Genomic DNA, 12,892 nt, shown 5'->3' with positions numbered 1-12,892 from the left:
CAAATGCAGCAAAGAATTTTGGGCAATAGCAATATCCTCGTCTCTTCGATCGGACTGGGAATTATGGGAATGTCTCCAGGCATTTACGGGGAGACTAACGACGAACAGTCAATCCAAACGATCCATCGCGCTTTGGACATAGGTGTCACGATGTTCGATACCGCGGACGTATACGGGAACGGGCATAACGAAAAGCTGCTCGGCCGTGCTCTTCAAGGGCGCCGCGAGCAGGCCATTATCGCCACCAAGTTCTCGTACACCCCAAATTACGAGAGCATCAGTGGCCATCCTGATTACGTTAAGAAAGCAGTGGAGGATAGCCTTCGCCGTTTGAATACGGATTACATCGATCTATACTACCAACACCGCGTCGATCCGCAAATCCCGATAGAGGAGACGGTCGGGGCGATGGCAGACTTGGTCAAGGCAGGCAAAGTTCGGGCGCTCGGCCTGTCCGAGGCTTCCGCTTCCACCATTCGCCGGGCTCATGCCGTGTATCCGATCTCCGTGCTAGAGAGTGAGTATTCGCTTTGGAGCCGTGACATCGAAGAGGAGATACTCCCTACCGTAAGAGAGCTGGGGATTACCCATGTGGCCTACAGTCCACTGAGCAGGGGCTTTATCTCCGGCGAGCTTCGCACTTTCGAGGATCTGGCCGCCGACGATCTTCGCAGATGGATGCCGCGGTTCCAAGGAGACAACTTCCGGAAGAACATTGAGGTTGTCGACAAGATTAAAGAGATCGCGATGGAGAAGAACTGTACACCATCCCAATTGGCCATTGCCTGGACGATTGCCAACGGGGCGCTGCCTATCCCGGGTACGAAGCGTATCAAGTACCTGGAGGAAAATGCGGCCGCGGCTGATATCCTTCTCATGAAGGAGGACCTCGAACGAATCGATCAGGTCAGCCCCAAGAATGTCGTTCACGGCACGCGTTATATGAAAGAACAGATGACGCTGCTCGACGGCTAGACTATAATCAGAAGAAGCAGTGGTCCACGGGCTCCGTGGGCTATTTGCAATTGGATATTGTCTCAGGATGTCGGCAGCCATGAACGCTCGTTTTACAGATCGAATTAAAATCGCTCCAGGCTTCTGGACTAGCCTGAGAGAAATCGAATAGAACCCATTGACGTTGCGCGCCAATTGAATCTTCCGATAACCATAATTAACGGACTGGTCGTACCGCCCGCTCAATATTATGCCATTTGGCAAGCTTATTACGAACAATCCGGAGACGTCGCTGCGAGAATCGTCAAGCTTGCGACAGCGTACGAGACGGCACAGTATCCGTCAGCCGTCTTGGCGACCTTTCACGCTCGCGACTTCCGTGACGTGCTTAACCGAATGGCGTCGCTATAAGCAAATGTGCCCTCCCGTCTATTAGTTATTGAACTAACTGGAATCGTTAGTTGAACAACACAACAGCAGTCTATGACTTTATTTTCTCGTTCATGGCTGCCGCCGTATGAAATGTTGGGGGCAGTCTAAAACTTATTTCTCAACACCTGAAGTTTTTCAAAATCTGAAACCGCGTCAGATCAACAACTGAAGTCTAATACTTAATTTTCTTTGGACTTGATCCATACCGTAAACGCCGCCTTCACCGAGGTCACCGGATATTCGGCAGAACTCCCAACATACTGAGCTCTTTTCGGAAAAAATTTTACAGGGTGGCGTTTCCATTATCGGCGTCGGATTCGTTGAAAAGACCATATCAGCCGATTATGCACTTCCAGCAACCGCGTAGGAGCATGCAGAGATTAGGATACTCCATATTTTGCACTGCTGTCCCGAATTTCTAACTGATGCGATATGGACCAGTGGGCAGCCGCCAATTCCTCTCCTCTAATAAGCTTAATGAGATTGCGGGCGGCGACCATTCCAAGTTCAGATGCTGAATATCGGACAGTTGACAATGTAGGCCGGATTATTGTAGCCATATCAATGTCGTCAAATCCCAGGAAGGAGACCTGTTCAGGTATTTTCACCCCATTCTCGGTTAGAAAGTTCATAGCGCCTATGGCAGTTCGGTCTGTTGCGCAGAATACCGCACTAGGCAATGGACCTGAATGATAAAGCTTTCTCATAGAGGTTATGCCGTCTTCAACTGAATAACCGCTTTCCAGCACATGTTCGGGACGTACTGGCAGGTGAGCGGCCTTTAATGCCTGTTCATAGCCCAAAAAACGCTGATTGCCCACTGAAATATCCCCCGCTGGTCCGCGCAGCATCGCGATATCCTGGTGCCCCTGCTGAATTAGATAAGTTACCGCTTCAAAAGCAGCTGTTATGTTGTCAACATGTACAGAAGGAATGGATTGGTCTCGAAAATCCCGTCCGACAAGGATACAGGGAATTCTCGCCGCTTCAATGAGCGCGAATAGCGCATCCCGGATTCCGCTTACCGATATAATAATTCCGCTCGCCTGCATTTCACGGAACATATTGTAATAGTGCATCTCAGAGTCTGCGTCTCCCCCTGACAAGGCGATTATGACATCGAAGCCGTATAGATGTGCTACTTGATTGATGCCTTCAACCATGTCATCAAAGACGTTGTTTTTAATCGCGGGCAGAAGTACTCCAATCAGAGATGTATTATTCTTTACCAGCGTTCGTGCTATGGCATTTGGACGGAATTGAGTAGCTTCAAGGACATCCTGAACTCGTTTGCGTATTTCACTGTTTACCGTCTGGCTATTATTGATTACTCTGGAAACCGTTGAAATGGAGACATTGGCCATTCGAGCCACATCTTTTATAGTCATTTTCATTGTACACACCGACTTTCAAGCAAGTATTTATTTAGAAAAAGGTTCTCAAAGTGAATTGAATTTATTATATCAGTTTATTGAATTGTTTATTGAGTTTAACAAAGATTCCAGAACGAAAAAAGCGCTTGACCTTGATTTATGAGGGGAGTATAATCAACTCCGGAAAACGTTTTCTAGTATTTTCTGGACAAAAATAATTGTTTTTACCAATAACCAGCTGGATTCAAGGTATTTCAGCTTGTTTTTTTGATTATCGAGAAAACGTTTTCTTGATAGCCTTGGATTGTAAAGAATAACAGGGGTAAAGGAGCATGAGGATGAGAAGTTCGAGCGATATTGTTGTAATGGGGAATGAGGCTTCAGTGCAAACCGGTTCAAATATTACGCTGAAAGAAAAAATTGGCTATGGATTCGGTGATTTTGCCAGCCAGTTGCTGTTTGCCGCCGCAATGACATTTCTGTCCTACTTTTACACAGATGTAATCGGGATCAGCGCCGGGGTCATTGGTACTTTAATGCTAGTTGCACGCGTACTGGATGCGTTTATTGACGTCGCGATTGGGGCTTTGATCGATAAAACGAAGAGCAGACACGGGAAGGCCCGTCCCTGGTTACTGTGGATGTCCGGGCCGTTTGCGTTGTCTGGAATTCTCTTGTTCACGGTTCCAAGTGGAAATATGACGATCACTATTTTATACATTTACGTTACCTATCTGCTGATGAACTTTATCTATTCCAGCATTAATGTCCCTTATGGTGTGCTTAATTCCATGATAACGCAGGATTCTTACCAGCGTTCTCTGCTTAATATTTTTCGTATGAGTCTGGCGAATATTGGTGCCTTGCTAATTAATTATTTCACCCTTCCGTTAGTGAAGTCGTTCGGCGGCGGTCAAAAAGGGTGGATTTTCACCTTTATTATATTTGGATTGCTCGGAACTTTCTTATTTCTCGTTACCTTCTTTAGTACCAAGGAAAGGGTCACTCCATCTGTTGTACAAAAGCCAATTCCGCTTGGACGCGCTTTTGGAGCGTTGATGCGTAATAAATATTGGAAATTGATTCTTGGGTTTGCTGTGCTCTATTTTATAAATAACGCACTGGGCACAGGTATGAATATTTACTACGCACGTTATGTGTTAAAAGACGCCAATCTGATTGGAGTGCTCGGCATATCCTTACTGCTTCCTTCCCTGTTTGGTTATATGCTATTGCCCCCCGTCGTCAAGCGGATCGGTAAACGGAATTCTTCTATTATAGGAAGTATCCTCTTGATTGTGGGATCGGTTGTCATTGCCGTCAGTCCCACAAGTCTTATGGCGGTCTGCCTGGGACTCGTTATTAAGGCGCTTGGACATGCCGCTATTCTCGGAACCTTCTTTGCCATGCTGGCAGATACCATTGAGTATGGGGAATGGAAGACAGGGATGCGTACCGAAGGACTGGTGTATAGTGCGGGTAGCTTCGGCACAAAAGCGGGAGGCGGTTTGGGAGCAGCAGTCATCGGCTGGGGACTGGCATTGGGAGGATATGCTGGTGGACAAGCAACAATCAGTGCCACTGCGCTAGCGTCTATTCATTTCATGTTTATCTACGTCCCAATTATCTTGGCTGCCCTGCAAATTTTATTACTGGCATTTTACAACCTTGATAAATTATTTCCGGGTATTGTCAAAGAGCTTGAATACTTAAAAAACGCTGAGTAATTACTTAGTAAATGAGGTAGCCCTTGAATGAACTCATTCTATTGTTGAAGTGAGTAGCAGTAGGGGAGTTCGAAAGGGGCTGCTTTTTTTCATTGAAGTAATCTTCAGTGGTGGCGGTAGCTGACGGCCTTTTTCTATGTAGTCACAGACGAATCTGTCAGTTCAAAATACCACTTTAGGAAGGAGTTAAAGCTTTTCCATTGCGAATTCAATTTACCAGCAAAAAAATCCTTCATCTGCTGGCCCAATCCTAAGCCTACCACTTCATCTGTGTTCTTATTATAAAAAAAGCCGAACTCCCTTTCAAAGTTATCCAACGGAATATATTCTTCAGGCAGGTTTAAACCGACATGAGTTCTCTCCATGCCTAACATATAATCCGAAGAATTGATCATAAACCAACAAATCTGGTAGATTTCACGTCGTCTATTAAAGAAAGTCGGCCCATCCTCTGCATGCAAATAAAACGCAGCAAAATCTGAACCCAAATCGATGCCTAACTTTACTAATGCGTGTTCATACTCCTCTGTAATGTCTTCAAACCACCAGTTTTTGCTTTTGCAATAATTGATCACTTTTTCCGATAGCATCTCGACTACTCCTCCGATATAAAATAAACTTTCTAGAATTATTTCCCTGAGTATATCACATTCCTTTCCATATCGTTGTTCGTACCTTGCCAAATCAACAATGAAAGCTTGCAAGCATCAAGAGATAGGGCTAACGCCGATTACGAGTTTATATATTCGGCACCCAGCTATGTTGGATAAGTGGAAACTGAGGTCATCGTTTCAGTGCCTGCTGTGGAATACTGGACTTTCGATGAATATGATGCATGGATGAACGCGGAGAAGAAGAACCTGGAGTCCATGACTGGTTCGTCATGGACTCCTTCCACTGGTTGGTTTATGTGGACAGAGGACAAGGCTTGACCCTATGCCGACAATGGATATATGAACATGGGTTGAGTACACAGAGAATCTATTCCGCTACTCTGGACAATCTTGGGATGAAGCAACAGGTCTTCAGTATCGCTAACCATTCCTTCTGTTTTACCAAGGCACAACTCCATGATCGTCAAAAAAGCCACCAGTTGGACCGTCACTATTTATTGTGGCAAGCTTCACTACAATGGAGGCTGCTTGTTCGACCGAACGATAGCCACTATTACCATTTAAATCGGTAGCTGTAAATCCAGGGCAAACTGAGTTGATTTTAACAGGAGAATCGCTTAATTCTTTAGCAAAAAAAACGGTTAAAGCATTTACAGCGGTTTTGGAACTATTGTAGGCGAGCGAATTCACATTATAAAATTCCGACGTTGGGTCTGAATTCAAGGTTAAGGAACCTAATCCGCTGGATAGATTAACGATTCTTCCGGAAGAAGAGTTTCGGAGCAATGGAAGCATTGCTTTAGTAGTAAAAAATACGCCGAAAACGTTTGTCTCATAAGTACTCTTCAGAACGGACAGTTCCAATTCACTCGGAGGTATGTCGCCTTCTAAAAACACGCCTGCATTATTAATCAAGATATCAAGCAATCCGTATTCTTCCTCGATCCATTCCACTGCGGAGAGAACAGAGCTTGTGTTTGTGACATCAAGAACCACTGTTTTAGCTTTAATTTTCTCCGTTTCCAATAATGTTACGGCCTCATGCCCTTTTTTTTCGCTTCTTGCTCCTATTAAAATCTCATACCCCATGTTTCCCAATTGTCTTGCTGTCTCAAAACCAATACCTTTGTTTCCACCTGTAATTAATACGATCTTGGACTTATACATAAAATTACCTCCCTAATCTATTTTCTAAAACCTGTACTTACAAAAATGTATTAAATTCTTATCTTTTGCTTGACTATTTCTCATGTCATTTTTGATATAATTAATATAGTGAAAATGATTGATACTTGTAAGTACGCACATTTTTGTAACTCAATGAAAGGAGTGGCGATATGGGATATGGATTAAAAGGATATGGCGATTGCAGTGAAGAGGTTATAAGAGCCTGCCCTGTTGAAATGGCTTTACATATGATAGGAGGAAAATGGAAGGGAATCATTATCGACATTTTATCCGAAAAATCGGTCAGATTTAATGAACTTAGACGATTAATACCAGGGATTTCACAACGAATGCTGACTTTACAGCTCAGGGAACTCGAGGCGGATGGAATTGTGAAGAGGGTGGTAGATGACACTGTGCCACCCAAAGTAGAATACTTCCTAACTGAACAAGGAAATAAATTGTCGAGTATTATCGATTCTATAAGAGTATGGGGAAAGGAGTTTCTCTCCTAAGTCTGCGATCGGGAAGTCTTAGTGGATAGCCGTATGCTTACTCTCTGCTTATAGATATGACGAACCAAGAAGAACCTCTTTGAAGCTGGTGATTTATATCTATTTCAATGAATGAGGACGAATTAATATGTAAGTTTTCTTGACTGTTTAGTCTTGAAAAAATATAATGAGGATGAAAGGAGGATGAAGTTGGGAAGAAACAAAGAATTTGATACGACAGAAGTACTGCATAAAGCTATGGAAGTATTCGGACATTACGGCTATGAAGGAGCCTCACTGCCTCAACTGCTGAAGGGACTCGGTATTGCCCGGCAAAGCTTATACGACACATATGGTACGAAGAGAGACTTGTTTGTCCTTGCTCTGAAGCATTACGTTAATGAGAAGAGTAACGCAGTCATGAAGTATTTAGCGACCTCTGAATCTGCAAAGCAGGGGATAACTTATGTATTTCATGAAGCAGCAAAGGTATTAAAGGATAAGAACCGGCAAAAGGAATGCTTTATTATTTTTTCAGCTATTGATCAGATGCCTCATGACATGGAGATCAAAGCTTTTTTATTAAAAGATTTGAATACACTGGAAGAAGCCTTTTTTGAAACTCTGGTTCGGGGTCAGGGGAATGGGGAAATCTCGAATGACCGAGACCTTCGAGCTTTGGCACGTTACTTGAATTTTGCAAGATACTCCTTGACCCAATTGGCCAAAATGACGAGTGACCCCAAGGTTATGGATGATTACGTCGCGGTAAGTTTATCTGTATTGGATTAATAATGGAGCTTTATCATGGCTTCATTATTATTTTTCGAATTTCCAGACTAAACAGTCCGATTTCGGTATTTTTTTGCTTATTTTGGACTAAATGATCTATTAAAATGGAGAGATGGATATGGCAAGTGGAAATTTTCTTGAAGCCCAGGCAACCGAAATTCTAAAGGTGTTCCAAAGCAGTTTAGTAACGCAGGATCTCGAAAGATGGTTAACGCTATTTCGAGAAGATGCCGTCGTTGAGTTTCCTTATGCTCCAGAGGGTTATACTCAAAGACTGGTCGGTATTGAAGAAATACGTAATTACATTTTTGAGCTGTTCAAGCAAATGAATATCCTCTCTTTCTCATCTCCAGACCTGTTTGTATCTAAAGATAAATTGGTTGCTGAGTATACATGCGATGCTGTAATGACAGGAACAGAAAAAACGTATCGGCAGCGGTATATTTCCATGTTTCACTTAAAGGATGGGAAGATAACACTTTTTAAAGATTATTGGAATCCAACGGTCTTACTTGAAGTTGCACAAGACTAGATTTTTAAACTTACAATTAAAAGGAGATAAACCAAAATGATAAATCAACAAAAGATACTTATTACAGGTGGAACAGGAAAGACAGGGATAAGAATTGCAGAAAGGCTGAATCAGCAGGGATATTCCTACATCATTACCATGAGGAATAAAGAAGCCATTACAACCCCTCAAAATCAAGTCTATTTCAACTGGTACGATAGTTCGACTTTTCTCCCTGCCCTGTATAATATTGAACGAGTTTATTTGGTTGCACCCGTGGGCGACCCAGAACCCATTAAAGTAATGAAACCATTTATTGAAAAGGCGTTGGAACAGGGAGTACGGCGGTTTGTACTTCTCAGCAGTGCATCCATTCCAGAGGAAGGTCCGGTATTTGGCCCTGTCCATCAACTACTGAAGAAATTGGTTCCAGAATGGACCGTGCTCAGGCCTTCTTATTTTATGCAAAATTTCACCGAAGGTCAGCATGCAGTAACCATCTCACAACAAAATTTGATTTTTAGCGCAGCAGGGCAAGGAAAAGTTGGTTTTGTAGCAGCTGAAGACATCGCAGAAGTCGCTTTAAGAGCACTAATTGATAAGGATGCACATAATACGGAGCATATGATTACGGGGCCGGATTCTCTTTCATATGATGATGTTAGTCGAATTATTAGTGAAGTAACGGGAAGAAAGGTTATACACAAATCAATATCAGATGATGAATTGACCCACAGCTGGTTAGCGGCAGGGATAAGCAAGGATTATGCAGAAATCATGACCAGACTAGATCGTAAAATTCGCGAGGAAGGGGCGGAAAATCTAAGAACGGATACTGTAATGAGGGTGACTGGGAAGGCACCTGTCTCTTTCCAACAATTTGCACAGAAACACGCAGACATCTGGATGCAGGAATCGATCAGTACTATAACATTTTAGCCAAACTCTAACAGTGTACATTACACAGCGGTAACGCTATCTGTGTTGGCTTAAAGTTTGAAGAGGCGTAAGAATCTCATTATTTCACAACTTTTTGTCAAAAAAGAGGTAAGCTTTGTGTCACTGTACAATAAGTTTGTCCAAAATTTATCCGAGGAAAGAGAAGATTTTCAGGTCGACCTCCTGCAAAAGATTAGTGTACTCCTCCTTGACGGATAAGCAAATGGAGTTAGTTATTAGATCGCGGTAGGGAAAAGAAAAAGAAGAAGCAGCCCGACAGAGATACTCTGTGGGGGCTGCTTGATGACAACTGACGATGCTTCATTAAACTAACGGGCAGAATAGTTCAATGCGATAAATAAGTGTATAATTTAGAAGACGTGAAGAATCTAATTTGGAGGCTTGTATGATTAAAGATCATTGGTTTACAGTGCAACGGATTGATGATAATACATATGCAATTAGTGAATACGGACATTGGGAGAAAGTACATTCATTTTTATTATTGGGGAATCACGAAGGGGTGTTAATTGATACAGGTCTTGGGATTGATAATATCAAGAGAATAACAGACCAGTTGACAGCCTTACCTCTAAAAGTTATTACGACACATGTCCACACTGACCACATCGGTAACCATGGCGAATTTGAACGGATCTTTGTCCATAAAGGAGATGAAGACTGGCTAATTAACGGGATTCAAGGCTTAACAATAGAGCAAATCAGGAAGGATATTAGAAGAGATATAACTTTGCCTACACCAGAAAGATTTAATCCGGATACATACCAGCCCTTTAAAGGAAAGCCGACAGGTTTGTTGAAGGATGGTGATATATTCGATCTAGGGAACAGAAGATTAATTATATATCACACTCCGGGACATTCTCCTGGCCATATTTCAGTTTTCGATGAAACAAAAGGGTATTTATTTACTGGCGACCTGCTTTATGATGAAACGCCAATATATGCTTTTTATCCTTCAACGAACCCTGTCGATTTAGTAAATTCATTAGAAAAGATTGCAAGAATACCCAACGTCAAAATGGTATATGGTTCTCATAATACATTAGGGCTTAATCCAATAATTTTAGATGAAGTAAAAATTGCAGTTAAATTTCTCAGGGAAAATGATCTCGTCAAATTTGGAACTGGGATTCATAAATTCAACGGATTTAGCGTTCAGTTCTAATAATCTTGTCCAACTAACAGGGAACGTTAATTCAATAAAATAGCGACAGTCTAGGACTTTTTTTCGTATTATTAGGTCAACCAGAGATTTCTGGTTGGCCTTTTTTCTTAGGCGTCATATGATGGCGGTATCCGAGAGAACGTGGACTTTATTGGGGCGGGCCCCGTCGTGAAAACAGTTCTCTCACTGCCCCCAATGACCATGTTTGAGCAGGTTGAGACAGGGATCTCGTATCACAATTGAAGCTACGGGGGGAACCATCGTGGGAGTGGCGGCAACTTTAATATTAGGGAGTATGTTATGGAGCCGGTTGTAGGATTAGATGTGGTTAAAGGAGCCAGCGTATTTCAGGCTTTACTAGGTAGGAATGAATCTTACGGAATATTGGAGAGTATTAGCATGAGGAGAGCGGTTTTGAACGATTGAGAGACTCTTAATGCGATGTGCATGCGGACCGGGGACTTATCATGTGAAATACTCAATATAAGCGATTTGCTTACTTTTTGAAAAAAATACTTAAAAACACTTAACAAAAGGCGTTAAATTGCTTATGATGAATATAGGGAAAGGGGGAGGGGTTATATTCACCAAGAGGAACGACTTTTAAAAATTTTGGAGTATCTCCAAAGCCGTAACCAATTATCAAATTCGGAAATTTGCGATTTATTAAACATCTCGAGAGATACGGCAAGAAGGGATATTATTAAGCTTGTTCACGAAGGGGGGGTTATCAGAACTCATGGAGGTATTGCCTTGCCCTTATTAAAAGAAGAAATAAGAGCCTACAAGGAACGTGTAACCTCAGCAACAAAGCAAAAGATGCTTATTGCAAAAGCAGCTTCTGCGCACATTGTTGACGGAGATGTTTGCTTCATGGATGTGTCGACTACCATTCAACTGCTCTGTGGGCAATTGGACAAGAATCTGACGGTTTACACACACTCGTTGGATAATGCAGAAGCTTTATCAGCAAAAAGTGAAATTAACATAAATTTGCTCGGGGGCAAATTTAATCATGAAAACCGTTTTTTTTATGACTACGACACGGCTATGCAGTTGAACGATGTTTTTTTTGACAAAGCTTTTTTAGGAGCTGCCGCCATTATGGAAGACGGAGTGTATTTTGCAAACCGTGATGATGCTTTAGTAAAAAAGCTGGTATCGGGGCGTGCCAGAGAAGTATTTTTACTTGCCGATTTCAAAAAATTTAATTTAACAAGCCCGTTTAAAGGTCTGAATTTTTCCGAAATTGATATTCTAATTACAAATCAGGATGCCCCGAAGCATTCATTGCTGATGTTGCAGGATAGCGGAGTAGAAGTTATCAAGGTGCTTGAGGAAGAATAGTGATAAAAATCGCAAGGGAGCATGGGCCATGATACAAGCAATCTTTAGCGATATTGACGGGACGTTGTTAGATTCAAAACATCAAATTACATTCGACACCAAAAATACAATCCAAGAAGTTGTGGGAAGAAATATCCCTTTTGTACTTGTTTCAGCGAGAATGCCAAGCAGCATTTTTGCTCTTCAGCAACAGCTCAATATTCACGCTCCTGTCATTTGTTATAGCGGTGCTCTAATATTGGGTTGTAATAGGGAAATCCTCCATAGCATCTGTTTATCGAAAAAGAGCATTAAACAATTATACGATATTGTATCGGATCATTATCCTTCTATTAGTTTTAACTTGTATGGCTATGACCAGTGGATTGTTGATAACACTCAAAATCCATGGGTAATTCAGGAAGCGAGAATTATTAATGCCTCTCCCATACAGAGGGTGCTCCCCTCATATATAGAAGAAGATCATGATACTCACAAAATTTTATGCATGGGACCTCCAGAAGACATTGAGCGGCTTGTACAACAAATCAAAAAAGAAGTTACTGGTATCAGTGTCTATAAATCCAAGGGAAACTATCTGGAAATTATGGATGAGATGGTGTCCAAATCATATGCCATTCAGGAACTCGAGGGGATATTTAATATTACTTATCGTGAATCGATGGCCATTGGAGACAACTATAATGACATGGATATGATTTTGTACGCAGGCCTAGGAATTGCAATGGGGAATGCGCCGGAGGAAGTTAAGAAAATTGCCGACTGGGTCACATCGAGTAATGATGAAGACGGTTTGAAAATAGGCTTGGAGAAATACATTTTATCCGTTTGAAATGATCCAATGGCGTTGGATATCCAAATACCAAAGACGGTAGGCATTGGAAATAGAAAGGAGGGGGACACTTAACCTGAGGATACTGAGTTTGTATTTTCTCGGTCTGCGAGAGACGAGAACGGTAGGAAAAGAAAAGCAGAGTGAGACGACAAGAAGAGATCAACGTGTTCCGACCGTTGATCTCTTTTTGTGTTGAGGCCAATCAGCACGACAGATTACAACAGAGCTGAGGAAAGATAGATTGGGAGTTTGGTCGTCTAGATTTGTAGTGAAGAGCTTATTTGCCTGTAGTTTTTGCAGAGGAGCAGAAGAGATTAACAATATGGATGCAAAATGGAAAAGGAATTACTATTTCCTATATCTATGTTGGAATTTCTATTATATATGAGATCTTAAAAGGTGTAATAAGAGTAATTAAAATCATAGTTTACACAAGAGAAAAATCGCATCATCTATTCAGAAATGAAAGGAGAATTAATGTATCGACTTTTTGGTTCTGAAGCATATGGGATATATAT

General features: G+C 41.9%; 14 protein-coding genes. 11 read left to right on the top strand and 3 right to left on the bottom strand.

The genetic code is table 11. The features are described from left to right. Positions 1 to 3: 3 nt before the first annotated feature. Together ACQQ6X_RS22935 and ACQQ6X_RS22930 are read left to right on the top strand one after the other, a co-directional pair. Entirely contained in the window at positions 4 to 975 is a 972-nt protein-coding gene (locus ACQQ6X_RS22935; RefSeq protein WP_305167187.1) for an aldo/keto reductase, read from the top strand. Positions 976 to 1,149: 174 nt separating this feature from the next. Continuing rightward, entirely contained in the window at positions 1,150 to 1,365 is a 216-nt protein-coding gene (locus ACQQ6X_RS22930; RefSeq protein WP_305167186.1) for a hypothetical protein, read from the top strand. Positions 1,366 to 1,766: 401 nt separating this feature from the next. On the opposite strand, the gene ACQQ6X_RS22925 is transcribed toward ACQQ6X_RS22930, so the two are convergent. Continuing rightward, positions 1,767 to 2,780, bottom strand: coding sequence for a LacI family DNA-binding transcriptional regulator (locus ACQQ6X_RS22925; protein WP_326403608.1), 1,014 nt, complete (start codon positions 2,778 to 2,780; stop codon positions 1,767 to 1,769). A gap of 317 nt (positions 2,781 to 3,097) precedes the next feature. Between ACQQ6X_RS22925 and ACQQ6X_RS22920 the strand changes: the two genes are divergently transcribed. Next, positions 3,098 to 4,486, top strand: coding sequence for an MFS transporter (locus ACQQ6X_RS22920; protein WP_305167184.1), 1,389 nt, complete (start codon positions 3,098 to 3,100; stop codon positions 4,484 to 4,486). Between the two features lie 134 nt (positions 4,487 to 4,620). On the opposite strand, the gene ACQQ6X_RS22915 is transcribed toward ACQQ6X_RS22920, so the two are convergent. Then, on the bottom strand, positions 4,621 to 5,076 hold the full coding sequence (locus tag ACQQ6X_RS22915; RefSeq protein ID WP_305167183.1) for a hypothetical protein: 456 nt from the start codon (positions 5,074 to 5,076) through the stop codon (positions 4,621 to 4,623). A gap of 180 nt (positions 5,077 to 5,256) precedes the next feature. Here ACQQ6X_RS22915 and ACQQ6X_RS22910 point away from each other — a divergent pair, with 180 nt between their 5' ends. Further along, positions 5,257 to 5,418, top strand: coding sequence for a hypothetical protein (locus ACQQ6X_RS22910; RefSeq protein WP_326403607.1), 162 nt, complete (start codon positions 5,257 to 5,259; stop codon positions 5,416 to 5,418). A gap of 120 nt (positions 5,419 to 5,538) precedes the next feature. Here ACQQ6X_RS22910 and ACQQ6X_RS22905 read toward each other — a convergent pair whose 3' ends face one another. Continuing rightward, positions 5,539 to 6,267, bottom strand: coding sequence for an SDR family oxidoreductase (locus ACQQ6X_RS22905; RefSeq protein WP_305167182.1), 729 nt, complete (start codon positions 6,265 to 6,267; stop codon positions 5,539 to 5,541). A gap of 170 nt (positions 6,268 to 6,437) precedes the next feature. On the opposite strand from ACQQ6X_RS22905, the gene ACQQ6X_RS22900 reads away from it, so the two are divergent. The 7 genes from ACQQ6X_RS22900 (at position 6,438) to ACQQ6X_RS22870 (ending at position 12,371) form a co-directional block, all read left to right on the top strand. Beyond that, entirely contained in the window at positions 6,438 to 6,782 is a 345-nt protein-coding gene (locus ACQQ6X_RS22900; protein WP_044785920.1) for a winged helix-turn-helix transcriptional regulator, read from the top strand. Between the two features lie 189 nt (positions 6,783 to 6,971). Next, positions 6,972 to 7,553 (top strand): TetR/AcrR family transcriptional regulator, encoded by a 582-nt coding sequence (locus tag ACQQ6X_RS22895; RefSeq protein WP_305167181.1) that lies wholly within the window; start codon positions 6,972 to 6,974, stop codon positions 7,551 to 7,553. Positions 7,554 to 7,671: 118 nt separating this feature from the next. Next, positions 7,672 to 8,085, top strand: a complete 414-nt coding sequence (locus ACQQ6X_RS22890) for a nuclear transport factor 2 family protein (RefSeq protein WP_305167180.1) — start codon at positions 7,672 to 7,674, stop codon at positions 8,083 to 8,085. 36 nt (positions 8,086 to 8,121) lie between these two features. Then, entirely contained in the window at positions 8,122 to 9,003 is an 882-nt protein-coding gene (locus ACQQ6X_RS22885) for an ergot alkaloid biosynthesis protein (RefSeq protein WP_305167178.1), read from the top strand. Between the two features lie 406 nt (positions 9,004 to 9,409). Beyond that, positions 9,410 to 10,192, top strand: coding sequence for an MBL fold metallo-hydrolase (locus tag ACQQ6X_RS22880; RefSeq protein WP_305167177.1), 783 nt, complete (start codon positions 9,410 to 9,412; stop codon positions 10,190 to 10,192). A 543-nt stretch (positions 10,193 to 10,735) separates the two neighbouring features. Then, positions 10,736 to 11,539: a DeoR/GlpR family DNA-binding transcription regulator gene (locus ACQQ6X_RS22875; protein ID WP_430493604.1), complete on the top strand. Its 804-nt coding sequence runs from the start codon at positions 10,736 to 10,738 to the stop codon at positions 11,537 to 11,539. Positions 11,540 to 11,567: 28 nt separating this feature from the next. Continuing rightward, positions 11,568 to 12,371 carry a Cof-type HAD-IIB family hydrolase gene (locus ACQQ6X_RS22870; RefSeq protein ID WP_305167175.1) on the top strand — a complete coding sequence of 268 codons (804 nt, stop codon included), beginning with the start codon at positions 11,568 to 11,570 and terminating at the stop codon, positions 12,369 to 12,371. The last annotated feature ends 521 nt before the right edge of the window (positions 12,372 to 12,892 follow it).

The sequence above is a fragment of the Paenibacillus ottowii genome, from assembly GCF_050516475.1.
Taxonomy (GTDB): domain Bacteria; phylum Bacillota; class Bacilli; order Paenibacillales; family Paenibacillaceae; genus Paenibacillus; species Paenibacillus ottowii.
Note: the sequence above shows the minus strand (reverse complement) of the source record. Positions and strands in the feature narration are given on the sequence as shown.